This is a genomic window from Streptomyces sp. WMMB 322 (assembly GCF_900090145.1).
GTDB lineage: Bacteria > Actinomycetota > Actinomycetes > Streptomycetales > Streptomycetaceae > Streptomyces.
In genome coordinates this window covers 24,650-47,444 of record NZ_FMHI01000002.1, presented here as the reverse complement: position 1 = coordinate 47,444, position 22,795 = coordinate 24,650, and the positions used below count along the sequence as shown (strand labels likewise).

The following is a 22,795-nucleotide window of genomic DNA, read 5'->3' as shown; positions in this document are numbered from 1 at the left end:
CGGCCGACGTCCGCGGCTCAACTCGCGTACTCGCAACCGCTCATGCGCCGGGCCCGGCTGACGTACCTACCACAGCAGCAGCCGGGCCCGGCCCTCCCAACAGGAAGGACGTGCCAGTGAACCATGACGACGAGAACGAACACTTCGAACGACTCGAATCAGAAATGGCGGTCGAAGAATCCAACGACGTGGTCGACCTGAACGAGAAGCGGTCGGTCCGCTCGGAGCCGACCGAGTCGGCGACATCCGCCGAGGATGCCCCCGACGAGTCCGGTGACCCGACGACGCGGCTGACGGTCGACAGGCCCGGCGGTCCGTCGGGCCCCAGCTTCATGGATCGGGTGCGCGGCGCCAAGCGTCGGCCGGTGCTCCCGGCGTGGGCCAGCTCCAAGCCGGAGTTCGTCACCGCTGCCGGGTGGCTCGCGGGCCACACCTGGCACACCGCCGCGTACCACGCGGTGCGCCTTCCCTGGTACGGGGTGCGGCTGACGGCTCAATCTCCGCACGGCGCAGCTCAGTTCGTCGGCGGGACGATGCGTTGGCTCGCCGACCGGGAAGGCGACCCGCTGCGTGCGGCTGCCGCCAGGCGCGAAGACGTCGCGGAGTACCTGAAGCTCAGCCGGCAGCGCGACCGCCGCGTCCGCTGGCGCACGCTCGTCGCCGTCGCGGCCTCGATCGTCGGGATGTCCACGGCGATGTCCCTGTACGTACTCGCGTCCGCCTGGCTGCTCGCCCTCTCCGGCGCGATGGTGACGCTGGCCCTCGGCTGGCTCGGTCAGCCCGCCGACGCCCCGGTGGTCCACCGGGCTGTGGAGATCCCGAAGGTCCAGAAGCTGACCAGCGACATCGTGCTCAGGGCGCTCGGTTCGCTGGGAATCGGGCAGATCAACCAGGCCATCGCCAAGGGGCGCGAGCCGCTGACGTTCACCGCACCGATCACCAGGGACGGGCCCGGCTGGCGCGCAGAGGGCGACCTTCCGTTCGGCGTGACGGTGGCCGACGTCGTCGACAAGCGGGACAAGCTCGCGTCCGGCCTGCGCCGTCCGCTGGGCTGCGTGTGGCCGGACTCCGTGCCGGACGAGCACACCGGCCGTCTGGTGCTGTGGGTCGGGGATCAGGACATGTCGAAGGCCAAGCAGCCGACTTGGCCGCTCGCGAAGTCCGGCTCCGTCGACCTGTTCAAGCCCGTCGCCTTCGGCACCGACCAGCGGGGCCGCTGGGTGGAGATCACGCTCATGTACATCGCGGGAGTGATCGGGGCGATCCCGCGCATGGGCAAGACGTTCCTCCTGCGCCTGCTGCTCCTGATCGCGGCACTCGACCCCCGGGCCGAACTGCACCTGTTCGACCTCAAAGGCACCGGCGACCTTGGGCCGTTGGAACAGGTGGCCTACCGCTACCGGGCAGGAGACGACGACGAGGACATCCTCTACATCCTCGCCGACCTTCGGGAACTGCGCGGCGAACTGCGGCGCCGGGCGAAGGTAATCCGCTCTCTTCCGCGCGACCTGTGCCCGGAGTCGAAGGTGACCAGCGACCTGGCGTCGAAGAAGTCCCTGGGGCTGCACCCGGTCGTGGTCGGCGTCGACGAGTGCCAAGTCCTCTTCGAACACCCCAAGTACGGCGAGGAGATCAAGGAGATCTGCACCGACATCACCAAGCGCGGCCCGGCGCTCGGCTTCGTGCAGCTCCTCTCCACACAGCGCCCGGACAAGGACGCTCTGCCGCCGGGGATCGGCGCCAACGCCTCCGCGCGGTTCTGCCTCAAGGTCCTGGGCCAGATCGAGAACGACATGGTGCTCGGCACCGGCGCGTACAAGCGCGGCGTACGGGCCACCATGTTCGCCTGGGCGGACAAGGGCATCCACTACTTCGTAGGGGAGGGCGCCGACGCCCGCATCGTCCGCTCCGTGTACGCGGACGCCGTCATCGCCGAACGCATCGCGCTGCGGGGGCGGAAGCTGCGGGAAGACGCCGGAACCCTCGCCGGGCACGCGCTCGGCGAGGAGCTGGAAGCCGATCCCGCCGCCTCGTACGACCTGCTCACCGACATCCTCGCCGTCCTCAGCCGCAAGGAATCCAAGCTGTGGTCCGAGGAAGTCGCCTCGCGGCTGGCCGAGTTGCGGCCGGAGATCTACGGCGAGTGGGGCGCCGAGCAGCTCACCTCGGCGCTCAAGCCGTACGGGATCAACACCATCCAGATCGGCCGCCGTGTGGACGGCAAGGTCGTCAACCGGCGAGGCATCGCCCGTGCCGACATCGCCAAAACCGTCGCGGAACGTGACGGAAAGCCCGACGCCGCATGACGGTCGGAGCCGCTTCCGCTAGCAGCACGCCTCGCTAACGTTAGCGGCCCCGCTAGCGCGCCATTCCCCCAGTGACCAGGCCGCTAGCGGATAGCGGCCTGGCCCGGGGACACCCTTCAACCGCCGCTCAGGGGGAGTTCATGACCTCGACGCTCGACGCTATCGCCAGCCTGCTCTTCATCACTCTCAGCTACGCAGCACTGTGCACCGTCTCGCCGTTCGGCGACTGCCGCAAGTGCCGCGGCTTCGGCTTCCACGTCCGCCGCAACCGCCGTGGACGCATCAAACGCGGGCCCGACTGCCGCCGCTGCCGCGGCCACGGCAAGCGCATCCGGATCGGCCGGCACCTCTACAACCTCGTCGCCCGACTGCACCGCGACCACTCCCAGACGCTCTGACCGCCAGGCCACCCCGGCAGAAAGGACCCGACCCGTGGTCACGCTCTCGCTCGTAATCCTCTTCGGCTTCATCGTCGCGCTGCTGCTCAGGTTCCGCGCGGTCAGCGCCGGTGCGGCCGTCGCATCGCTGCTCTTCGGCTTCTACCTCGCCAACACGCCCGCCGCCGGGCCCATCAACCAGGTCATGACCGCCCTCGTACACGCCATCGGCAACTGACACCGAAGGAGTTCGATCATGTGCAACTCGATCAGCACCGCCTCACGCACGTCGTCCGCGTCGCCCTCGTCCCAGATCTCGCTGACGGCCGCCGGCGAACTGCGCGACGCACTCAGCGCGTTGCAGCGCGGCAACGCCCCGGTCGCCGTCTCCGCGCTCATGGCCATCGACGCCGAGTCGTGGGCCGCCATGGAAGCGCGCCTGGCCGCCGTCGGCGGAGACCTCCGCGAACTCCTCGAAGCCGCAGGCGAGAACACGCCCGTGCGGCTGCCTCTGCACTGACCGCTCCCGTACGGCCGACCGTCATCGGCCGTACGGGAGCACCTCGTTCCCTGCACCTGCCACCTGGAGAACTTCCATGGCTGACACCAAGACGACCTGGTTCCGCACACTGCCCGAGAGCGTGTACGCGCTGGGCGCCGCCGCCCGCGAGTACCGCCTCGCTCTCCACACGGCCAAGCTCGGCATCTCCAACACCGACCCGTCCCGCACCCACCACCACCTCGGCGAACTCGCCGTCCCCGGCACGCCGTTCCACCGCCCGCACGACGTCGCCCTGGTATCCGTCAGCGACCTCTACACCGACCTGGAGAAGCAGGTCCGCCGCCTGTACGAGAACGCGGCACGGGCTTACGCACATGGCGCCGCCTGGGCCATCCGCTCCGTGCTCCGCGGCAAGGAGCCGTCGCGCGTGCTGCTGCACCGCGAGCACGGCGAGTACCTGTTCATGGGCGAGATGCCCGACCTCAGCGAGGGGCTCGCCCGTTGGAGTGGCGGAAAGCGGCTGCACGCCCTCCGTGAGGATCTCCTCTACCGGGAGAGCGCCCGCCACGCAGCCGACTCCCTCTCCGCCGAACAGCACCTCAAAGCACACGAGTCCGCCGCCCTCGCGGCTGCCCTGGACTCGGCCGAGGCCCTCGCCCAGACCGCGTACGACTACGGCGAACTCGCCGAGAACGCCCTGCACTTCGCCATCGACAGGGCACGCACAAACCGGCTCCCGAAGGACGTTCAGTAATGCCGCAGACGACCGACACCGCCACCACCACACATCACAGGGTCTCGACCGATGAGGTGTACGCCGATGCGCCGAGCATCGAGCGGGAGATCGCCTCACTCGCCGAGTTGAGCGAACGGTACTCGCACGACAGCGCGCTGCCCCGCGAGTTCTGGCTGCGGAAGGCGGCCTTAGTGGATCGCATCGCGCTGACGGAAGTCTCAACGTACGGGCCCGAACTCGCGAAGTCGGCGATACAGGCGGCAGAAGCGGCGGCCGTACAGCTGATCGCGTACGACGCGAAGCACGGCAGCCGCGAGTACGTACGCAACGAGTACCGCCGCTGGAGCCTCACCGAGGACTCCTGAAGACGCCCGGGGCAGCGGCCAACGGATCAGGAAGCCCGCTGCCCCGGCCTCCCATCCCACGAAGAAACAGGAGGTGCGAACAGCATGCCTCAAACCAGGTACCGCCCGCTGCCCCGCCCTGCGCAGGGTCGGCGACACGTAGGCGCTCAGGCTCAGCCGTACGCCGGAGAGGCCGCACGATGACCGAGCAGCCCCAGGCATCCCGCGGGGACAACGTGCTGCCCCTGCACTCCGCCCCCGAGCGGAACGGGGCGGCACCGTGCGACCTCGAAGCCGAACAGGCAGTCCTCGGCTCGATGATGCTCGCAGCCGAGGTGATCGCCGAGGTGCAGGCCACGCTCAGCGCCGAGGACTACTACCGACCCGCACACGAGACCATCCACCGCTCCATCACCGTCCTGCACGGCCAGGGCAAGCCAGTCGACCCGATCACCCTGACCCACTTCCTCGGACAGACCGGCGACCTGCGCAGGGTCGGCGGACCCGCCTACGTCCACGGCCTCATCCAAGCCGTACCGACGACAGCGAACGCCGGCTACTACGCGGAGATCGTCCACGAACTCGCCGAGCGGCGCCGTCTGATCCAGGCCGGGACTCGTCTCGTGCAGGCGGCCTCCACACCGGACGCCACCGCCGACGAGGTGCGCGAGGCTCTCGCGCTCGGGGAGGAGAAGCTGCCCGAGGCGTGGTCGGAACCGATTCCGCTCAACACCCGTCCACAGCTTCCCCGCTTCCCACTGCACGCGCTGCCGTCCTGGCTCGGGGACTTCTGCGCGGCGCTGGCGGAGGAGACGCAGACGCCGCCGGACATGGCCGCCGCGCTGGCGCTGAGCGTGCTCGCCACAGGGGCGGGCGGGCGCGTCGTCGTCCGCGTACGCGGACGCTGGCACGAGCCGACCAACCTCTACGTCGTGGTCGCGCTGCCTCCGGCGAACCGCAAGTCCGCGGTCTTCTCCGCCATGACCGGTCCGCTCTACGAGGCGGAGAAGCATCTCGCGAACCAGGCCGCCGGGCGCATCGTCGAGGCCGAGTTGACCCGGAAGATGGCCCAGGAGGCCGCCGACAAGGCAGCTACCCGCGCGTCGTCGGCGGAGGGGCCGGAGCGGGACAGCCTCGTCGCCGAGGCTATCGACCTGGCCCAGCAGGCCGAGGAGTTGACGGTCCCGCCGAAGCCGCGGCTGCTGGCGGACGACTCCACTCCGGAGACGGTGACCTCGCTCATGGCCGAGCAGGGCGGCAGGTTGGCGGTGATGTCCGCGGAGGGAGGCATCTTCGACATCATCGCCGGGCGCTACTCGGGCGCTCCGAACATGGAGGTCTTCCTCAAGGGCCACGCCGGCGACCGGCTCAAGGTCGACCGCCGCAACCGCGAGGAGTTTATGGAAGCCCCCGCGCTGACCATGGGCCTGGCCGTCCAGCCGTCCGTGTTGGAGGACATCGGCAAGAACCGCGGCTTCGACGGCCGCGGCCTTCTCGCCCGATTCCTGTACGCGCTGCCTGAATCGCTCGTCGGCTACCGCAAGATCGGCCCGGCGCCGGTGCCGGAGTCGGTCGCGGCGCGGTACGAGCGCAACGTCACCGCGCTGACGCTGTCGCTCGCCGAGCAGTCCGAGCCGTACGTCCTCCACCTCACCCCGAACGCGGGCGGCGAGCTGCTCGGCTTCGAGGAGCGGATCGAGCCCCAACTCCGGGCCAGGGGCGGCAAGCTCGGCCATGTCGGCAAGTGGGCGGGCAAGCTGGTGGGCACCGCAGCCCGTATCGCCGGACTGCTTCACGTCGCCGCCCACCTTGAGGACGGCTACGGCACGCCCGTAGAGCCGGAGACGATGACGGCGGCCATCGAGATCGCGGACTACTTCGCCGACCACGCGCTGACGGTCTTCGATCTCATGGGAGCCGACGCGGCGCAGGCGCGGGCGCAGACGCTCCTGGAGGTGCTCCGTGCGAACGGGTGGGACACGGTCTCGCGCCGCGACCTGTTCGCGAAGCTCTCCCGCTCGGAGTTCCCCACGGTCGCCGACATGGAACCGGCCGTCGCCCTCCTCGAAGAGCACGGCTACCTCCGCAGCCACACCCCACCCCGCACCGGCAAACGCGGCCGCCCGCCGGCACCTCGCTACCTCATCCACCCACAGGTGAGGGAGGGCCAGGCATGACACGCCGCATGAGCGCAGACAACTCGCCGCACAAACCGCCGAATCCGCAGAAAGGCCGATCCGACGGCGCTGACCAGCAGCGATTCAACCCGGTTGAAACCGACCCCGGTTGCTCGCAGAAAGCTGCGAAGGCGCCGCAAAAAGCCCATGCAGCTGCGCTTCCGCAATCCGTCCACTGCGGCGATACAGATTTGTGCGGCGACTCCGCCGGATTGTGCGGCGGCCACCCTGACCGCTTCGACACCGCAGGTCAGACGGAAGCCTTGGCGGTTTCCGCGGATTCTGCGGTTTCCGCGGGCGAGCACCCCGCCCATCGTCTCGAAGGGAGCATCGTGCAGTCCGTACCGAGCACCGACTCCGTACCGACTCCGGATGAAGTGGGTCTGCCGATCGACACGACGCTGGTTCTCCTGACCGTCGAGGAAGCAGCCCGGCGCCTCGGCATCGGACGAACTGTCTGCTACCGGCTCATCAGTTCCGGCGAACTGGAGTCGGTCACCCTCGGACGGCTCCGCAAGGTTCCGGCTGAGGCCGTGCCTGAATACGTCGCCCGCCTCCGCAACAACAACAACCGATCCGACGTCCGTAACGCAGCCTGAGAGGACAGCCATGGGAGAGCAGAAGAAGCGCACTCGCCAGCCCAACGGCCGTTCCTCCATCTACCGAGGAAAGGACGGAACTTGGCACGGCCGCGTCTCGATCGGTGTCCGTGACGACGGCCGCCCGGACCGCAGGCACATCGAGCGCAAGACCAAGGCAGAAGTCGCCGCAGCCGTACGGGAACTGGAGAAGCAACGCGATTCCAAGACCGTACGGAAGCCCGGCAGGACATGGACTGTGAAGGCCTGGCTCACGCATTGGGTGGACACCATCGCACCGCTCGCCGTCGGCGAGAACACGATGGTCGGCTATGGCGTCGCCGTACGGGTCCACTTGATCCCGGGCCTGGGGGCTCATCGCCTCGACCGACTCACCCCGGAACACATCGAGCGTTTCTACGCCAAGATGCAGGCCAACGGCAGCAAGCCCGCCACAGCACATCAGGTGCACCGCACGTTGCGCACGGCGCTCAATGAGGCTGTGCGGCGTGGCCACTTGGGGAAGAACCCGGTGCGGCTGGCCAAGGCCCCGCGACTCGACGAGGAGGAGGTCGAACCGTTCACGGTGGAGGAGGTACGTCGAATCCTCCAGGCCTCGGAGGGGCGCAGAAACTCGGCTCGTTGGGCTGTCGCTCTCGCTCTCGGTCTTCGCCAGGGCGAGGCACTGGGCCTCAAGTGGTCTGACGTCGACCTGAACAACGGAGTCCTCTTGGTCCGTCGCAGTCGCCGCCGACCCCGTTACGGGCACGGTTGCGGAGACACGTGTGGCCGGAAGGCCGGCTACTGCCCACAACGACGCCGTACGAATCCGGAGACGGCGGCTACGAAATCCCGCGCGGGCCGCCGTGCGGTGGGCCTGCCTCCACAGCTTGTGGAGCTTCTCCGCAGGCACGAGGTGCGGCAGGAGACCGAACGGGCATCGGCCGACACCGATTGGCACGACGAGGGCTGGCTCTTCGCGACCAAGACAGGACGCGGGACATCGACCCGCGTCGACTATGACGAATGGAAGGAGTTGCTGCGCGACGCGAAGGTACGTGACGGCCGCCTCCACGACGCCCGGCACACCGCGGCGACGGTGCTGCTGATCCTGGGAGTGCCGGAACGGGCGGTGATGGGCCTCATGGGCTGGTCGTCGACGTCGATGGCTGCCCGCTACCAACACATGGTCGACTCAGTACGGAACAACATCGCCGAGCAGGTCAACGGTCTCCTGTGGGAGCAGGAGCCGTAGGCCGGGATGACACTCCTGAATGGGGTTTTTGGGCGGGGGTGGGTTGTTGGTCCGCCCCCGCCCGTCGGTAGCTACCCGAGTCAGTCGTGGACCGCCACGGGCGGATGGTGACTGGGGGTGCGCCAGAGCACAGGACGGCATGGTTTTTTCAGTTCTCAGCCACTCCAGGGCTGATGACGACCATGCAGGACATCCTCGGAATCAACCGGCAGTACAAGTTGCGAACCCTCCAGGGCTGATGACGACCCCGCAGGCAGAAGCGAACGGCGCCCCGGCGAACGAGTTGCGAACCCTCCAGGGCTGATGACGACCACGGCAGCTTCCCCGTCTACATGCTCGCGTCCCTGTTGCGAACCCTCCAGGGCTGATGACGACGACCTGGAAGGCGTCCGCGTACTTCAAGGAGACCTAGTTGCGAACCCTCCAGGGCTGATGACGACTGGCTGATCTCTGTCGCGAAGCCCCGGTGCGAGTGTCGTTGCGAACCCTCCAGGGCTGATGACGACCTCCGCCAAAGGGGTTCGCCCCTACAGCTGGTTCGTTGCGAACCCTCCAGGGCTGATGACGACCCGATGGTAAAGCCCCAGCTCACGCCGCCTTTGAAGCACTGCGGACGGCGCGATTCTGCAGCGACTCGGCGGTAGTGCATCTGCCCTGGTCAGAGCCTCAGCCATGCGTCTTGGCGGAGTCGCCTGATCAGCCGCAGCTTCCATCATGCCGGGCTGTCAGTGCTGCCCGCTAGCGTCGCAGGGGTCGGTCCGTCGTGTGCCACGCATAGTCGAGCCATTCGTAGATTCAGTATCAAATAGATCGAATCTCCCACACAATGGCTGAAAGGTGACTCGGCGCTGCGTCTGCCGTCGCGTACGGTCCGACTCCTTGATGAGAGAAAGCAGTTCACAGCGCGGCCTATGACCGGTCGTCGCTTGGTGGGGGTGACATGCGGGTCAGGGTCGACGTCGAAGCCGACGTGCCGAGTCTGCACTGGAAGGACGTGCACGGGCCTGCAAGGGGCGTGCTCTACTCTGTGCTCCGGACAGCTGATGCCGAGTTGGCAGGCAAGTTGCACGATGCGGGCTGGGCGGGACATCGCGTGAAGCCTGTCGGTCTCACCAGCCCACAGTTCCGCGGAGCGCCGAAGAAGGCGGGCGTGTATACGACTTCCCGGGACGGGTCCGTGTGGTTCGGCTCACCAGTACCGGAGATCGCATCTGCACTTGTGACCGGTCTGGCGACACGTAAGGAACTCGCCTGGGGCCCGGCAAAGCTGCGAATCCGGGGGTTCACCCTCGACATTGATGCTCCACCTGCCGGTGACGAGGTGGAGCTCTCCACAGCGACTCCCGTGATCCTTAAGCACGATTCGCGCTATCTCCTGCCCGGGGATGAGCACTACGTGGAGCGGCTCCGGCACAACCTCTGGCACAAAGCGGATGTGCTGAGTCTTCCCGCTCCCGGTGCCCTGCGGGTGCTGGAGGCCGGTCCCCAACGAAGGTTCATGGTGCGGGGGTCTCCTCGGATCGGTGCTCAGGTGAGAGTGGCGCTGTCTGCTGATCCGCGACTGGTCGACGCTTTGCGCTCGTGGGGCCTCGGTCTGGACACGTTGCAGGGATTCGGGTGGGTTCGATGAATGCCACGACCACGGCCTCCCCTTTGACCGTCACCGGTCATCCGCTGCAACGTGCCGGCGCATGGGCGGTTGTGGCCATGGCCGGGAAGCAGTCAGCAGAGGAAGTGACCGACTCGGATCTCGACGCCGTGGCGGCCCGCGTCGTGCAGGACGTCTGTACCGCAGCAACGGCGAGCAAGGACGATCCCGCATACGACTGGTGGAAGGTGCTGTTCGCGCTTTACCCCAACTCCAAGCCCACTCACGCGAAAAGACCACGCGACCGGGCGGTGCTGGAAGCCGAGGTCGCTGGATGGTTCGAGGCCGATCGTCAGGGCGGGCTCGAGCGATGGCCTTGCACATTCTGCGGGGCATCGACGAGGAAGACCTGGACGAAGTCCCATCTGCCTATGTTCGATACGAACAAGGCGTTGAACACGCTGCCTCCAGGTTCGCCGGGCTGGCCCGTCTGCCGTGGGTGCCGCCTCGCAGCCTGGACGCTGCCCTATGGAGCCTGGGTCACCGCCGGCTCGGCCACGGTCCTCTCGTGCGAACGGGCAAAGGTCGAGCAGGGGTTTGTACGGAGCAATATCCGTCGGTCCGAATGGCTGCTCCAGGTCGGCTTCGGATCCAAGGGCGAACCGGCAGGTGCACGGCCGGAAAGGGTGATCCTTGCGGCCTTGAGGACGCTCGGCGCTGGTCTGCCCGCAGCAGCGACACTGTGGACCTTCAAGAACGACAACCAGGAGCCCTGGCTGCGAATCACCAGGTCTCGCCGGACCATCCCGAGATTCCTGGCGCGCATTGAGGCCAACGCTCCCCTGCGACGGGGCTGGGGACTGCTCGTTGCAGCCATGACCGAGCGGGACAAGCAAGGGAAGCCCCTGAAAGACGGCCGCACTGAGGCGGCAAGGCTGTTGTTCGAAGCCGACGACGGTCGATCCCGTTCATTCCTCGATCAGCTCGCGCGGATGCTCCTGAACGTGGAGTCCTGGCGCCTGGAGAACCGTGCCGCACTCACCCAACTCGCCTTTGACTACGCCAAGGAGGTACTCGGCATGGACGTGGACCCGCACAAGCCGTCGCCGGTCGCGTCGCTGCTGGCGGACTGGATCGAACACGGCAGCGGCAGTCCACGGGGCCGCGTTGCCGAATACCGATCCGTCGCTCTCAGCGACTACAAGCTCGGCCTGTTGCTCATGAAGGCCCACTCGCGTCTCTGCTTGGACGGCCGGGAGGTGGCGGCGGGGCCCGAGGACTGGGCACCGCTCATCCAGCAACGGCCGCGGGCCTGGGAGCAGCGCATGCTCCTGTTTGCCGGTGTCTTGCAGATGCTGCAGCAGCGCGGGGTGGCCATCGGCGAGAAGCAAGGGATGGACGAGGAAGAAGACGAAGAGGTCGAGCGGCTCATCGAGGAGCCGATCATCACCGCGTACGACGAGGAGCCGATGTAATGGCGTTTCTGGCAGGCAAAATGGTTCTGGCCGTTGAGGCCGGAGCGCCCAACAACGGCAGGGGCGAAGAGACCAAGGCGAAGGTCAAGTACGCCCGTGTCCGCGGGAAGATGCACCCCTACATCTCGGCTCAGGCCGCTCGTCGCTGGGCACGGGACGGCATGGTCGAGCTTGGAGCTGTTCCGTCTCCAGTCGAGCGGGTGGGCAAAGCCCAAGGCAAGGCGCAGAAGGCGAACACCGCGGCCGACCCTGTTCGTTACGCCGATGACGACCTCTTCGGGTACATGCGGGCCGGAGCGAAGAAGGACGATGCGGCCACGACGCTCCGCGACAGCCCGTTCATGCTCGGAACCCTGATGTCGGTCGAACCGGTCTATCCCACGGAGGACTTCGGTGTGATGTCCCGGGGCGTAACCGAGCCCGTGCTGCACGGCCACGAGTTCTACACCGCGGATCTTGCCGCTCCGTTCTTGCTGGACGTACCGCGCATCGGTACGTTCACGCTGCCCAGCGACAAGGGAGTGGGCCGGCCGAACTACCTCAGCCAGGAGCAGGCGATGGAGGTGGCGAAGGCTGCTCAGGCCGGCGCCGTACCCGTGGACTTCCGAGGGCAGGGGGCAGTTCGGCTGCCGATTGAGGAACGCCGCCACCGGGCGGCGCTGCTGCTTGAATCGCTGGCGCATTTGAGCGGCGGTGCGAAGCAGGCTCTGCACTACGGGGACCGGGTGCCGTCGCTGATGATGCTCGTCCCGTTCAAGGGCGGCATCAATCCGCTCGCCAACTGCATCGACGGGGAGCCCGGCTCGGGGCTACGCGTGCGTGGCAAGGTCCTGCTGGACGAATTGAAGGCGTGGGAGAGCGAGTGGGAATCTCCCGTCCGCGTCGGATGGCGCCCCGGCTTCCGCGATGAGCTGAGGGAGGCCTTCCGTAAAGACTGCGCTCAGGAGTTGGACGAGGGGAAGATCGTCATCGAGCACCCCCGGACGATGCTCCGCGACCTCGCCGCGGAGATTCGCGAAGGAAAGCTGGACGGCTGGTTCGATGATCCCGAGCGCTGACGACGCGACCGGCAGCCGAAGGGGGTGGCGGGCGGACTTCTTCGCCCCCGTCGCCTCCTTCCGCGACCCTCTGTTTCCGGGAATGACGCACGGCCTTCCCGTGCCGCCGCCCTCGACCGTCCGTGGCCTCCTGGCCGCCGCGAGCGGCGAGGACGTGGAGAACCTGCCCGTGGGGCTGGCGAGTTGGCCGCAGGGGAGTGGAGTGGACGCTGAGACTTACCACCCGATCGCAGCCGACGGCAGCAATCCCGCCTTCTCGGGGCGGGTGCGTGCGGTCAAGGGAGGCATGACCATTCGCGACCGACCGTTCCTCACCGGAGTCCGACTGACGGTCTGGATGACCGGCCCGGACGGGGACCGGCTGGCAACGGCCCTACGTCGTCCGCGCTGGCCGCTGCGTCTGGGGCGGTCCCAGGACATCGTCCATCCCCTCGGCCTCCATCGGACGCGGCTGGAGGCCGCCGACGAGGCGGTGGTGGGGCACGCTCTGGCGCCGGCCGGCGGGCACGACGCACCGCAGGCAACGCTCCACCGCATGGCCTCCAGCATTTCGCCGGATCGTCTTGCCACTCGGTTGACGGAGATTCTTTGGTGCGAGGAGTCGGCCGGAATCCATCAGGTTACGGGCGCTTTCCGGGACGAGGACGGACAGGCGGTATGGCTGCTGGCCCCGTGAACAGGCACGCAAGACGGCTCGTTGACGTGCGGGCCAAGTCCAAGCCAGCCCACGATCCTGAACGTCTCACCGCGCATTCGCTGACGGTGCGCTCCAGCTCCGAGCAGATCAGAAAACGGATCGGCATACCCCCGGCGCTGGCTGCAGATACACGCATGTGGGAATGCGTGCGCGCCGCGGCACTTCTGCATGATGCGGGGAAGGTCGCGGCCGGATTCCAGCAGCAACTCCTGCCCGGGGAACCGCGCTGGGGAGAGCGGCACGAGGTGCTGTCGCTGGCCTACGTGGACATCCTGGCCCGAACTGCCGGTTGGAGTACAGAGGAACGCCTCCTGGTCGCCACGCTCGTGGCGACCCATCACCGAGCCCTATTCCCCGGCAGTGAGCCGCCCTCCAAGCCGGCCATCTCCCAGCAGTACAACGACACTACGGACTGGGCAGAAGCCTTCACCGTCAGGCATCACCTGGGCTCCCGGCAGGTCCAGGTGACCCGATCCGTACACGAAGAGCTGGTCGCATGGTTGGCGCGTGAGCTCCGCATCGCGCCGCCTCTACCGGAGGACGCGGGCGACGGCATCAAACTCGCAAATCGGGCCCGGCGAGTTCTGAACGAGCTCTATGAGGAGTGGCGCCGTCCGGTCGACCCCGTCCGAGGGCTGTCCGCTGTCCTGGCACAGGGCGCACTCACCCTGGCGGACCACGCCGGCTCTGCTCACCGGGATCTTCAGACACACATGCCGTTGCCCGCGGACTATATGCAGCGCTTCCCGTACACCCCGCACGATCATCAGCGGCTGGCGGCGGGTACGGACGGCCATCTCATCCTGGTTGCGCCTACTGGCAGCGGTAAGACCGAAGGCGGCCTGGCATGGGCAGCCCGCCAATTGCGGACCATGCCTGCTCAGCCCCGACTTGTATGGACGCTCCCTTACCGGGCCTCGCTCAATGCCGCCAGGGACAGACTGCGGCGCGACTTGCAAGCAGCCGAAGGAGAGCGGCAACCCGACATCGGCTTGCTGCACGGCACCCTGGCGAGCACGCTGCTACGGGAGTCACTTGAGGACGAATGCACACCTGGCGAGGCCGAGCCGGGTGCCGCTCTCGCACGTCAGGCCCGCAGCCGGGCCGCGGCCATGAGGCTCTTCGTACAGCGTGCGCGCGTAGCAACGCCCCACCAACTCCTCAACGGCGCGGTGGCAGGGCCCTCGCACTCGTCGGTGCTGCTGGAACAGGCCAATGCGCTCTTCGTTCTCGACGAACTGCACGCCTACGCACCTGAGACCTTTGGACGGCTCTGCGCCACTTTGCGCCTATGGGAGCGGCTCGGCAGTCGCGTCGCCGTGCTGTCCGCGACCCTCGCTCCGCAGATGACGGAAATCATCGAAGAGAGCCTCGTAGAGCAGCGGGTCTCAACCCACCGGGCAGCACCTGGAACGAGCCCTGATCGGCATCGCGTCGTCCTGGATGACCAACTGATGACGGCCCCGCCCTCTCTGGCCGCGCTTCGTGCGTGGATTCAGCAGGGCTACAGCGTCCTCGCTGTCGTGAACAAGGTCGCCACCGCACAGGAACTCTTCGAACTCCTGGCCGGCGATGCCCGAGAGGCCGTACCTGACGACCCAGATGCCGCGCTCCTGCTGCACTCGCGGTTCAAGAACCAGGACCGTGCGGCCATCGAGAAGCGCCTCCTCGAACGCCACCGAGAGCGGAAAGCCGGAGACCCTGCCCGACGGGGGGGCTTGGTCGTCGCCACACAGACCGTTGAGGTCTCTCTCCAACTCGACTTCGACCGCGGAGCGGTGGAGGCCGCGCCGGTGGAGGCAGTTGCTCAACGCGCAGGTCGTGTGAATCGCCGCGGTCTTCACCCTGAGGGCCCGGTCGAGTTCCATGTGCACCAGCCTGCGGGCCACGAGCCCTATGAGGAGGCAGCAGTCGCGGCGGCCTGGGCAGCATTGAGCGCCCATACGGTAGCCGGCACCGGCACGCTCAGCGAGCAGGACATCGACAGGCTCCTCGCCGATGCCTATGACACGGCCTGGGGCGAGGACTGGGTCGCCAGAGCGCGAATGGCGCGCGACGCATTCGCCCGTACCTTTCTCACCTTCGACCAGCCGTTCCACGACCGCAGCGAGTTCGCCGAGAAGCTCAGCAGAGAGTTCGACGGCGTCGAAGTGGTGCACGTGGACGACGTGGACACCTACCGTGAACGGACGAAAGGGCGAGAAGGCGATCCGCTCCTGGCCGCCGAGTTGCTGATCCCGCTCAGGTATGGCCAACTCAAGGCTTTTGAAGCGGAGTTCGACCGTCACCTCGGAATTCGAGTAGTTCACGCTCCATACACGGCGATGGGTCTCCAACGCCCGGACCAGCTGGCTCCGCCGTCCGCTCCGGAGACGATCCTGTGAGCGAGAGGGCAGCAAGCGGGCACCAGGGTCAGGTGGGCGGCGTTCACATCAAGTACCTGCTGCACTGCCGCAGGCAGTTGTGGCTGTACAGCCGAGGCTACCGGCCCGAACGACGAAGCGAGGATGTCGCGTTCGGCGAGGTTGTGGACGCCACGACGTACACCCGCAGACGTGACCTCGACTTGGGCGAGGCCAAGGTCGACTGGGTGACGACTGGGGCGGTGGTGCATGAGACGAAATCCTCCCGCTCACCGGCGCCGGCTCATGCAGCTCAAGTACGCCACTACTGCTTGCTGCTCGAGCGCCGGGGAGTAACGGTCAGGGGAGGGACGGTGCACTATCCGCTGATCCGCAGAACCGTGGATGTTCCCTGGGACTCTGCCGCCCGCAGCCAAGCGGAACAAGCCGAGGCGGAGGCGGCGGAGGTCATGGCGGCCCCGGGTCCGCAGGCGAGGCTGCCGCGAGGCGAATGCCGTAAGTGTTCCTACCTCGACTACTGCTGGGGGGACTGATGCCTGCTGTCGGCCGCACCTATTGGTTGACGGAACCCTGTCGTATCCGTCGCGAGGACAACAGCGTCCGCATCGAACGCCCCGACGGCAGTCCCGTCCGTATCCCGGTCACCGACATTCGTGACCTGGTCGCTTTCGACCACGTTGACATCAACACATCGGTGATGTCCCTGCTCAGCAGGCACGGAGTGATTCTCCACGTGCTTGACCACTATGGGAACCACGCCGGTCACTTCGCTCCCTCGGAGTCCATGTCCAGCGCGGGTGTTGTTCGGCGGCAGGCCGAGCTGACGTCCGTCCGGCAGACCTGTTTGCCGATTGCCAGGTCCCTGGTGCTCGCCACGGCGGAGAATCTCCGATGGGTGCTGGGTGAAGGCCTCGACCAGCCTCTGAACGCACTGAGGACAGCGCTGGAAGAGTGCGAGGACAGTGCTCAGATCATGGGTCAGGAAGGAAACTTCAGGCGTACAGGGTGGTCGGTCCTGGACACGCAACTTCCCTCTTGGCTAAGGCTTGAGGGACGTAGTCGCCGGCCCCCCACCAACGCGGGCAATGCCTTCATCAGCTATCTCAACGCTCTGGTGTACGCCCGGGCGCTGACAGCCTTGCGAAGTACGCCGCTTCACCCCGCCATCGGCTTCCTCCACGCGGACACGGACAGGCGGCGCAACACCCTCGCCCTGGACCTGGCGGAGCCCTTCAAGCCTCTCTTCGCCGAACGCCTGCTCAAGAGAGCGGCAGCACAGAAGACGCTCAAGCCGTCGGATTTCGAAACCGAAGTCGGCAGAGCGTCGCTCAGCAAGGAGGGCCGGAAGAAGGTATCCGCCCTGATGAAGGCGGAACTTGCCACGACGATCTATCACCGCTCCCTGAAACGGAAAATCACCTACGAGGAGCTCATCCACCTCGAAGCTTTGAAGCTTGTCCGACTCTGTCTCGAGGGCACCCCTTACAAGCCTTTCCGTCCATGGTGGAGATCCCATCTTCGTCGTCCTTGTCTACGACACGGCAGTCGAACGCAACCCGAAGGTTCTCAAGACGTGTCGAAAGTATCTTCACTGGACGCAACGCAGCGTCTTCCAGGGCGAACTCTCATCCGCCCAATACCGCGCGCTTACTGCGGAGTTGAAGGAGACCATCGACCCGGACTATGACAGCATCCTTACGTACTCGGTCAGGTCCCCGGATCTAGTCGAGACCGGCTCGCTGGGCGCCTGGTTGGGTGGGCCCGGAGACATCCTTTGACCTGCGGAGATGCACTACCGGCGAGTCGCTGCAAAAGGCCCGGCGAACGGAGGTTCCCGAGCGGGTCTGACCTGCGACTTTACCCTCGGGTCGTCATCAGCCCTGGAGGGCTCGCAACGGCAGGTCGGGACGGTGTTCCGGGACGGCCCGAACCAGTCGTCATCAGCCCTGGAGGGCTCGCAACCAGATGATGCGCACCGGCCTGGCGAAGAACTCCAGTCGTCATCAGCCCTGGAGGGCTCGCAACATGGCCCGGAGCAAGGCCGCCAGCTACGACGACGACCTGAGTCGTCATCAGCCCTGGAGGGCTCGCAACGGCAGGGTCGAGTGCGGCGGTCTGTGGGGCCGCGGCGTCGTCATCAGCCCTGGAGGGCTCGCAACAGGTCAGAGCACCGCGTCCGGCCCGTACAGGGCGAGGTCGTCATCAGCCCTGGAGGGCTCGCAACGCCGTCGACGGACGCAACCAGCTCGTCCAGCTTGTGTCGTCATCAGCCCTGGAGGGCTCGCAACCTGAGCAGGCCAACGGCCTCCCAGGCGGGGACGGGTCGTCATCAGCCCTGGAGGGCTCGCAACTGTGGCCCGCCAGAGGGCCCAGGTGGCGGCGAGGGGTGTCGTCATCAGCCCTGGAGGGCTCGCAACATGGTCAGCGGGCCCGTGTGAACGTCGCCGGACACGTCGTCATCAGCCCTGGAGGGCTCGCAACACAAGGGCTGGGGCTGGATCAAGAACGCAGCCTCCGCGTCGTCATCAGCCCTGGAGGGCTCGCAACGACGTACCCGACCGCCTTCGGGAGCTTGTAGAGCGCCGTCGTCATCAGCCCTGGAGGGCTCGCAACAGAAGGAACGCCGTCGTGCCGCACGCGCTCGGAAGGCGTCGTCATCAGCCCTGGAGGGCTCGCAACCGAAGCGCTCCGGGTCGCGATGTCAAGCACCTCAAGTCGTCATCAGCCCTGGAGGGCTCGCAACAACATCGTCAGATGCCCGATAGTGCCGTGATCCATGTCGTCATCAGCCCTGGAGGGCTCGCAACCGCGGGGGATGTTCAGGCGGGAACTGGTGCGGTCCTGTCGTCATCAGCCCTGGAGGGCTCGCAACGTACTGAAAGTTCCCGTTTCCGTTGGCGTTGTGCGTCGTCGTCATCAGCCCTGGAGGGCTCGCAACGACGGGGCGCACCATCCGGCGGAGGCCGTCAGGCTCCCGGTCGTCATCAGCCCAGCCCTGGAGGGCTCGCAACATGAAGTCGGCCGCCTCGGACAGCAGCGACATCGCGGTCGTCATCCACCCTGGAGGGGCGCCCCACAAGATGTTGCGCCGCTTGCAGGGACGAGATCGGCGGGAAGCGCGAGCAGAGACTGGCCACTACGCCGAGACATGGGCCCGAGGTGGGACACCTCGGTCTTGCCCGTGCTGGGCACTCTCGTGGCGACCCACGCCGAAAGCCAGGAGCGCAACTGAGACGAAAACTGAGACGGAACGCCGAAGGGCCGGACCCCCGCTGGGGGTCCGGCCCTTCTGACCTGCGGTAGCGGTGGGATTTGAACCCACGGAGGGTTGCCCCTCACTCGCTTTCGAGGCGAGCTCCTTCGGCCGCTCGGACACGCTACCGAGACGCACTCTAGCCCAATGGTGGCCGTGTGCCGAAATCCGTTCGGGACAGGAGCGCGGGACATCCGCGCCGAGCTCGCCGCCGAGCTCGCCGCCGAGATCGCCCCGCCCGGGCCGGCGGGCAGAAGGCCCTCAACAGGGGCCGGGGGAGCCGCGGAAGAAATCCGTGAGCAGCGCCGCGCATTCGCCGGCCAGTACGCCGTGGATCACCTCCGGCCGGTGGTTGAGCCGGCGATCGCGTACGACGTCCCACAGCGATCCGGCCGCGCCGGCCTTGGGGTCCACCGCGCCGTAGACGACCCGCTCCAGGCGTGAGAGCACGGCCGCACCCGCGCACATCGTGCAAGGTTCCAGCGTGACGAGGAGGGTGCAGCCTTCCAGTCGCCATTCGCCGGGCAGGGCGGCCGCCGCGGCGCGGATCGCGACGATCTCCGCGTGGGCCGTGGGGTCGCCCCAGGCCTCGCGTGCGTTGTGGCCGCTTCCGATCACGTCGCCGCCGGGGCCGAGTACGACCGCTCCCACCGGTACGTCGCCGCTCTCCCGTGCCCGTTCGGCCTCGTCGAGGGCGCGGCGCATCGGCTCCCGCCAGCGGTCGCGGACGGGATCGGGCACGGAAGAGGCGTCGGTCATGCAGCCAGTTTCCTACCGCCCCGCGAGACCGGGGCTACCGCACTGCCTCCAGCACGTCGGTGCAGCCCAGCGCGTCCGCGATCTCGCTCAGTGCGTCCTCGGGAGCGAGGGAGAGCAGGGCCTTGTCCTCCAATCCGAGGTCGGCGAGCAGACCGGTGTCGCCCAGCGGACCGATGGGCGCCCCTTCCGGGGCCTCCGGGCCGCTCTCGTCGCCGTCGGCCGTCTCCTTGGTCTCCGGTTCACCGTCCTCGGTGCCGTCCAGGTCCACGAGCTGGTCCAGCGCGTCGGGGTTCTCCGGCTCGCGGCCGAGGAGTTCGTCCGAGAGGAGGATCTCGCCGTACGAGCTGCGCATGGCAGCGGCCGCGTTGGAGACGAAGACGCGCGGGTCGTCCTCGCCCTCGATTCTTACGACTCCGAACCATGCACCTTCCTGCTCGATGCAGACCAGCACAGGCTCGTCGTCGGTTGCGGCCTCCCGGGCCAGGTCGGCCAGGTCGGCCAGGGTCTCCACATCGTCGAGCTCTGTGTCGCTCGCTTCCCACCCGTCTTCGGTGCGCGCGAGCAGTGCGGCGAAATACACCGTGACTCTCCCACTGGTTTCTGAGGTGCCCGATGGCTGCTGACGAGGACTTCGCCCCGCCCCAATCGGCATCGTGGCAGAAACCGCGGCTGTGCGAAGGGTCTTCGACAGTGCGTCGTGCGGGTGTTTGCGCAGATCTCTTGTGCGGACCGTGTGATGAGAACCCTGCGTGACCGATTACGGACCAGGTGTTGCGATTTGATCGCGTCTGTGCTCGCGAAGATTTCACGGCCTGCACATCATCGCTCTACCAACGGAACGTGCGCATCCGCATCGCCTGGCGCATGCGTGCGGTTCGGCTGCGGCGCGGCTGCACGCGGTCGCGCAGCTCTTTCGCCTCGTTCCGTTCGCGCAGGAAGCGGGCCCGGCGGCGCAGCCGCTCCGCGTCCGGCTCCGCGTCCGGCGGATCCTCGGCGGCTTCGCTGCCGCGGGACTTGGCCTCGTTGCGGGCCACGCTCACCTTCCGGGCGCGGGCGTGCCCGGGGTCACCGGCCGGGCGGGAGCCGCTGGTACCACCGGGATTCTGCGAGTCGGACATCTGTACACCTCCGGCATACCTGACCACTTTCCCCCGTCGCACAGTGGTACGCCAGTGCGAGCCGTACTCATGCCTCCGCTAGTGTCGGGCCCATGCGGATCCACGCCGTCGACCACCCGCTGGTGGCACACAAGCTCTCCACGCTGCGCGACGAGCGCACCGACTCACCGACGTTCCGGCGCCTCGCCGACGAGTTGGTCACGCTCCTCGCCTACGAGGCGACGAGGGACGTGCGTACCGAGACGGTCGACCTCACCACCCCCGTCACCGCCACCACCGGTGTGCGTCTGTCGCACCCGCGGCCCCTTGTCGTGCCGATCCTGCGGGCCGGTCTGGGAATGCTCGACGGCATGGTGCGGCTGCTGCCGACCGCCGAGGTCGGCTTCCTCGGCATGATCCGCGACGAGGAGACCCTTCAGGCGTCCACCTACGCCAACCGGATGCCGGACGACCTCTCGGGACGGCAGGTGTACGTCCTCGACCCGATGCTGGCGACCGGCGGGACGCTCGTAGCCGCGATAGACGAGCTGATCCGGCGCGGCGCCGACGACGTGACGGCGATCTGTCTGCTGGCCGCACCCGAGGGCGTCCGCCTCATGGAGCGAGAGCTGGCCGGGACTCCCGTGACCGTCGTGACGGCCTCGATCGACGAACGGCTCAACGAGAACGGCTACATCGTTCCGGGACTCGGCGACGCGGGCGACCGGATGTACGGCACCGCCGGCTGACGCTGCCGGGACCTGCGCGCGAGGCTCCGGGCGGCTTCGCTTCCCCGGCCGGCAGCCGATGCGCCGGCTTCCCCGGCAGCCGATGCAACGCCTTCCCCGGCCGCTCCGCTTGTGCGCCGGCTTCGCCGGGGCCCACCGGTGCGACGGCGGCGGTGTCAGTCCTTGCAGTGGCTGCGGGAAGGTGACGGCTTCGGGTCGTACAGAGCCGTCAGCGCGGCATCGGCTTCCTTCTCCTTGACGAGCTTTTCGTACTTCTTGCCGATGATGAAGTCGACGTCTTCGCCCTTGCGGTCGTCGAACCGGGTCTCGGGGTCCTCTGCGAACTGGGTGCTCAGCACCTTCAGACGGGCGTCGCCGTCCTCCCCCTGGGCCCCCATCAGGATTCCGGTGTTCTCGACCTTCTTGTCGAACTCGGCCGGCGCGTTCTTCACCTCGCCGATCTTGAACCCGCGCTTCTTCAGTTCGTCGGCGATGGACCTGGCGAGGCCGCTGCGGTCCGTGGCGTTGAGCACGTTGACCTCGACCGCGCCGGGCTCGGGATATTCGGCCTGCTTGCCGTCGTTCTTCGGGCTCTGCCCTTCCGCATTCGTTTCGGGGGCGCAGTCCGCGCCTTCCTTGCCCTTGCTGCTGCTGCCTGCGGCGTTCGCGGAGGTGCCGCCCGAGAAGATGTCGATGAGCTGGAGCGTTCCCCATCCGCCGAGTGAGAGCACGCAGACGGAGGTGAGTGAGGCGAGCACGATCCTGCGACGGTTTCGGGGGCGGCGCATCCGGGGGTAGCGATTTCCCGTGATGCGGTACTTTCCGCCCATGCCGGGGGGAGTCAGCATGCTCATGGGCGCAGAGTAGTGCGGGACGAAGGCGATGCCTACTAGATGATCAATGGTTGTGACGTGATGACCCTGAAAGGCCTAGTGCGGCCGGTGCCGGTTCAGTCAAGTTCCAACACGCGGGCGTGGAGCACTTGTCGCTGTTGCAGGGCGGCGCGGACCGCGCGGTGCAGCCCGTCCTCCAGATAGAGGTCGCCGTTCCACTTCACGACGTGCGCGAAGAGGTCCCCGTAGAACGTCGAATCCTCCGCCAGGAGGGTCTCGAGGTCGAGTTGGCCCTTCGTGGTGACGAGCTGGTCGAGGCGCACCGGTCGTGGGGCGACGTCCGCCCACTGGCGGGTGCTTTCCCGGCCGTGGTCGGGGTACGGCCGCCCGTTTCCGATTCGCTTGAAGATCACACGGAAAGCCTACCGGCCCATCGGCTCCGGGCGCAGCTTCCTCTGGTTCTTACAGGTGCACGTGGCGGGGCCGTGGACTGCGACGGTACGGGGGTGGCGCGGAGGCCTGCCGGGGCCGGAACGGGCGGCGGCGCCGGAGCAGTGCGGGGCGCACGCGCCCGGTGCCTGCGCCGCGCGAAGGGTTACGAGGTATCGCACGGGCGGGCACGGGGCGGCGGACGCCGGGAAGTGCACGGGCGCGCCAGGGAAGAGCCCC

22 protein-coding genes, 1 tRNA gene, 1 pseudogene and 2 CRISPR repeat arrays are annotated in these 22,795 nt (G+C 67.5%); of the genes and pseudogenes, 18 read left to right on the top strand and 6 right to left on the bottom strand.

What is annotated here, in order from left to right; genetic code table 11:
• Window positions 1–116: 116 nt before the first annotated feature.
• The 17 genes and pseudogenes from H180DRAFT_RS03740 to cas2 all read left to right on the top strand — a co-directional run bounded on the left by H180DRAFT_RS03740 (window position 117) and on the right by cas2 (window position 17,234).
• Entirely contained in the window at window positions 117–2,306 is a 2,190-nt protein-coding gene (locus H180DRAFT_RS03740) for a cell division protein FtsK (RefSeq protein ID WP_055484543.1), read from the top strand.
• 140 nt (window positions 2,307–2,446) lie between these two features.
• On the top strand, window positions 2,447–2,704 hold the full coding sequence (locus H180DRAFT_RS03735) for a hypothetical protein (RefSeq protein ID WP_055484542.1): 258 nt from the start codon (window positions 2,447–2,449) through the stop codon (window positions 2,702–2,704).
• A 34-nt stretch (window positions 2,705–2,738) separates the two neighbouring features.
• Window positions 2,739–2,921, top strand: a complete 183-nt coding sequence (locus H180DRAFT_RS03730) for a hypothetical protein (protein WP_055484541.1) — start codon at window positions 2,739–2,741, stop codon at window positions 2,919–2,921.
• Between the two features lie 18 nt (window positions 2,922–2,939).
• Window positions 2,940–3,203, top strand: a complete 264-nt coding sequence (locus tag H180DRAFT_RS03725; RefSeq protein WP_055484540.1) for a hypothetical protein — start codon at window positions 2,940–2,942, stop codon at window positions 3,201–3,203.
• A gap of 76 nt (window positions 3,204–3,279) precedes the next feature.
• Window positions 3,280–3,939: a hypothetical protein gene (locus H180DRAFT_RS03720; protein ID WP_055484539.1), complete on the top strand. Its 660-nt coding sequence runs from the start codon at window positions 3,280–3,282 to the stop codon at window positions 3,937–3,939.
• Window positions 3,939–4,286: a hypothetical protein gene (locus H180DRAFT_RS03715; RefSeq protein WP_055484538.1), complete on the top strand. Its 348-nt coding sequence runs from the start codon at window positions 3,939–3,941 to the stop codon at window positions 4,284–4,286. Before H180DRAFT_RS03720 ends, H180DRAFT_RS03715 begins: the two co-directional genes overlap by 1 nt.
• Before the next feature lie 179 nt (window positions 4,287–4,465).
• Window positions 4,466–6,442 (top strand): DUF3987 domain-containing protein, encoded by a 1,977-nt coding sequence (locus H180DRAFT_RS03710; protein WP_074466617.1) that lies wholly within the window; start codon window positions 4,466–4,468, stop codon window positions 6,440–6,442.
• A 383-nt stretch (window positions 6,443–6,825) separates the two neighbouring features.
• Window positions 6,826–7,041, top strand: coding sequence for an excisionase family DNA-binding protein (locus tag H180DRAFT_RS03705; protein WP_107097579.1), 216 nt, complete (start codon window positions 6,826–6,828; stop codon window positions 7,039–7,041).
• Between the two features lie 10 nt (window positions 7,042–7,051).
• Window positions 7,052–8,275: a tyrosine-type recombinase/integrase gene (locus tag H180DRAFT_RS03700; protein WP_055484536.1), complete on the top strand. Its 1,224-nt coding sequence runs from the start codon at window positions 7,052–7,054 to the stop codon at window positions 8,273–8,275.
• A 152-nt stretch (window positions 8,276–8,427) separates the two neighbouring features.
• Window positions 8,428–8,844: direct repeats of the CRISPR family, unit length 29 nt; unit sequence GTTGCGAACCCTCCAGGGCTGATGACGAC.
• A gap of 371 nt (window positions 8,845–9,215) precedes the next feature.
• The gene (gene cas6, locus H180DRAFT_RS03695) at window positions 9,216–9,905 is read left to right on the top strand and encodes a CRISPR-associated endoribonuclease Cas6 (RefSeq protein WP_074466616.1); all 690 of its coding nucleotides are present in this window, start codon (window positions 9,216–9,218) and stop codon (window positions 9,903–9,905) included.
• The gene (locus H180DRAFT_RS03690; RefSeq protein ID WP_055484887.1) at window positions 9,902–11,338 is read left to right on the top strand and encodes a hypothetical protein; all 1,437 of its coding nucleotides are present in this window, start codon (window positions 9,902–9,904) and stop codon (window positions 11,336–11,338) included. Before cas6 ends, H180DRAFT_RS03690 begins: the two co-directional genes overlap by 4 nt.
• Complete coding sequence (gene cas7i / locus H180DRAFT_RS03685; RefSeq protein WP_055484535.1) at window positions 11,338–12,396, top strand: type I-B CRISPR-associated protein Cas7/Cst2/DevR; 1,059 nt, start codon at window positions 11,338–11,340, stop codon at window positions 12,394–12,396. Before H180DRAFT_RS03690 ends, cas7i begins: the two co-directional genes overlap by 1 nt.
• The gene (gene cas5, locus H180DRAFT_RS03680; protein ID WP_055484534.1) at window positions 12,380–13,072 is read left to right on the top strand and encodes a CRISPR-associated protein Cas5; all 693 of its coding nucleotides are present in this window, start codon (window positions 12,380–12,382) and stop codon (window positions 13,070–13,072) included. Before cas7i ends, cas5 begins: the two co-directional genes overlap by 17 nt.
• Window positions 13,054–15,477, top strand: a complete 2,424-nt coding sequence (locus H180DRAFT_RS03675) for a CRISPR-associated helicase/endonuclease Cas3 (RefSeq protein ID WP_055484533.1) — start codon at window positions 13,054–13,056, stop codon at window positions 15,475–15,477. The genes cas5 and H180DRAFT_RS03675 overlap by 19 nt, the downstream gene beginning before the upstream one ends.
• Entirely contained in the window at window positions 15,474–15,989 is a 516-nt protein-coding gene (locus tag H180DRAFT_RS03670; protein WP_055484532.1) for a CRISPR-associated protein Cas4, read from the top strand. The genes H180DRAFT_RS03675 and H180DRAFT_RS03670 overlap by 4 nt, the downstream gene beginning before the upstream one ends.
• A pseudogene (cas1b, locus tag H180DRAFT_RS03665) lies at window positions 15,989–16,951 on the top strand (type I-B CRISPR-associated endonuclease Cas1b); the annotation flags it as partial. The gene H180DRAFT_RS03670 and the pseudogene cas1b, both read left to right, overlap by 1 nt.
• Window positions 16,911–17,234, top strand: a complete 324-nt coding sequence (gene cas2, locus H180DRAFT_RS03660; protein ID WP_254665860.1) for a CRISPR-associated endonuclease Cas2 — start codon at window positions 16,911–16,913, stop codon at window positions 17,232–17,234. The pseudogene cas1b and the gene cas2, both read left to right, overlap by 41 nt.
• 89 nt (window positions 17,235–17,323) lie before the next feature.
• A CRISPR array of direct repeats spans window positions 17,324–18,532; the repeat unit is 29 nt; unit sequence GTCGTCATCAGCCCTGGAGGGCTCGCAAC.
• 221 nt (window positions 18,533–18,753) lie between these two features.
• On the opposite strand, the gene H180DRAFT_RS03655 is transcribed toward cas2, so the two are convergent.
• The 4 genes from H180DRAFT_RS03655 to H180DRAFT_RS03640 form a co-directional block, all read right to left on the bottom strand.
• Window positions 18,754–18,838: transfer RNA gene (locus tag H180DRAFT_RS03655), tRNA-Ser, on the bottom strand.
• Window positions 18,839–18,970: 132 nt separating this feature from the next.
• The gene (tadA, locus tag H180DRAFT_RS03650) at window positions 18,971–19,468 is read right to left on the bottom strand and encodes a tRNA adenosine(34) deaminase TadA (RefSeq protein ID WP_055484530.1); all 498 of its coding nucleotides are present in this window, start codon (window positions 19,466–19,468) and stop codon (window positions 18,971–18,973) included.
• A gap of 34 nt (window positions 19,469–19,502) precedes the next feature.
• Window positions 19,503–20,048, bottom strand: coding sequence for a tRNA adenosine deaminase-associated protein (locus H180DRAFT_RS03645; protein ID WP_055484529.1), 546 nt, complete (start codon window positions 20,046–20,048; stop codon window positions 19,503–19,505).
• A gap of 247 nt (window positions 20,049–20,295) precedes the next feature.
• Complete coding sequence (locus H180DRAFT_RS03640; protein ID WP_254665859.1) at window positions 20,296–20,586, bottom strand: hypothetical protein; 291 nt, start codon at window positions 20,584–20,586, stop codon at window positions 20,296–20,298.
• A gap of 92 nt (window positions 20,587–20,678) precedes the next feature.
• Here H180DRAFT_RS03640 and upp point away from each other — a divergent pair, with 92 nt between their 5' ends.
• Entirely contained in the window at window positions 20,679–21,314 is a 636-nt protein-coding gene (gene upp / locus H180DRAFT_RS03635; RefSeq protein ID WP_055484528.1) for a uracil phosphoribosyltransferase, read from the top strand.
• 155 nt (window positions 21,315–21,469) lie between these two features.
• Here upp and H180DRAFT_RS03630 read toward each other — a convergent pair whose 3' ends face one another.
• On the bottom strand, window positions 21,470–22,147 hold the full coding sequence (locus tag H180DRAFT_RS03630) for a LytR C-terminal domain-containing protein (protein ID WP_074466615.1): 678 nt from the start codon (window positions 22,145–22,147) through the stop codon (window positions 21,470–21,472).
• A gap of 95 nt (window positions 22,148–22,242) precedes the next feature.
• Complete coding sequence (locus tag H180DRAFT_RS03625; RefSeq protein ID WP_031508611.1) at window positions 22,243–22,539, bottom strand: type II toxin-antitoxin system VapB family antitoxin; 297 nt, start codon at window positions 22,537–22,539, stop codon at window positions 22,243–22,245.
• Between the last annotated feature and the right edge of the window lie 256 nt (window positions 22,540–22,795).

Excerpts from the sequence above, each read along its gene's own strand:
- H180DRAFT_RS03735 (WP_055484542.1), top strand. The coding sequence starts at position 2,447 with ATGACCTCGACGCTCGACGCTATCGCCAGCCTGCTCTTCATCACTCTC.
- H180DRAFT_RS03725 (WP_055484540.1), top strand. The coding sequence starts at position 2,940 with ATGTGCAACTCGATCAGCACCGCCTCACGCACGTCGTCCGCGTCGCCC.
- H180DRAFT_RS03720 (WP_055484539.1), top strand. The coding sequence starts at position 3,280 with ATGGCTGACACCAAGACGACCTGGTTCCGCACACTGCCCGAGAGCGTG.
- H180DRAFT_RS03715 (WP_055484538.1), top strand. The coding sequence starts at position 3,939 with ATGCCGCAGACGACCGACACCGCCACCACCACACATCACAGGGTCTCG.
- H180DRAFT_RS03710 (WP_074466617.1), top strand. The coding sequence starts at position 4,466 with ATGACCGAGCAGCCCCAGGCATCCCGCGGGGACAACGTGCTGCCCCTG.
- H180DRAFT_RS03700 (WP_055484536.1), top strand. The coding sequence starts at position 7,052 with ATGGGAGAGCAGAAGAAGCGCACTCGCCAGCCCAACGGCCGTTCCTCC.
- cas6 (WP_074466616.1), top strand. The coding sequence starts at position 9,216 with ATGCGGGTCAGGGTCGACGTCGAAGCCGACGTGCCGAGTCTGCACTGG.
- H180DRAFT_RS03690 (WP_055484887.1), top strand. The coding sequence starts at position 9,902 with ATGAATGCCACGACCACGGCCTCCCCTTTGACCGTCACCGGTCATCCG.
- cas7i (WP_055484535.1), top strand. The coding sequence starts at position 11,338 with ATGGCGTTTCTGGCAGGCAAAATGGTTCTGGCCGTTGAGGCCGGAGCG.
- cas5 (WP_055484534.1), top strand. The coding sequence starts at position 12,380 with ATGATCCCGAGCGCTGACGACGCGACCGGCAGCCGAAGGGGGTGGCGG.
- H180DRAFT_RS03675 (WP_055484533.1), top strand. The coding sequence starts at position 13,054 with ATGGCTGCTGGCCCCGTGAACAGGCACGCAAGACGGCTCGTTGACGTG.
- tadA (WP_055484530.1), bottom strand. The coding sequence starts at position 19,468 with ATGACCGACGCCTCTTCCGTGCCCGATCCCGTCCGCGACCGCTGGCGG.
- H180DRAFT_RS03640 (WP_254665859.1), bottom strand. The coding sequence starts at position 20,586 with ATGTCCGACTCGCAGAATCCCGGTGGTACCAGCGGCTCCCGCCCGGCC.
- upp (WP_055484528.1), top strand. The coding sequence starts at position 20,679 with ATGCGGATCCACGCCGTCGACCACCCGCTGGTGGCACACAAGCTCTCC.
- H180DRAFT_RS03630 (WP_074466615.1), bottom strand. The coding sequence starts at position 22,147 with ATGAGCATGCTGACTCCCCCCGGCATGGGCGGAAAGTACCGCATCACG.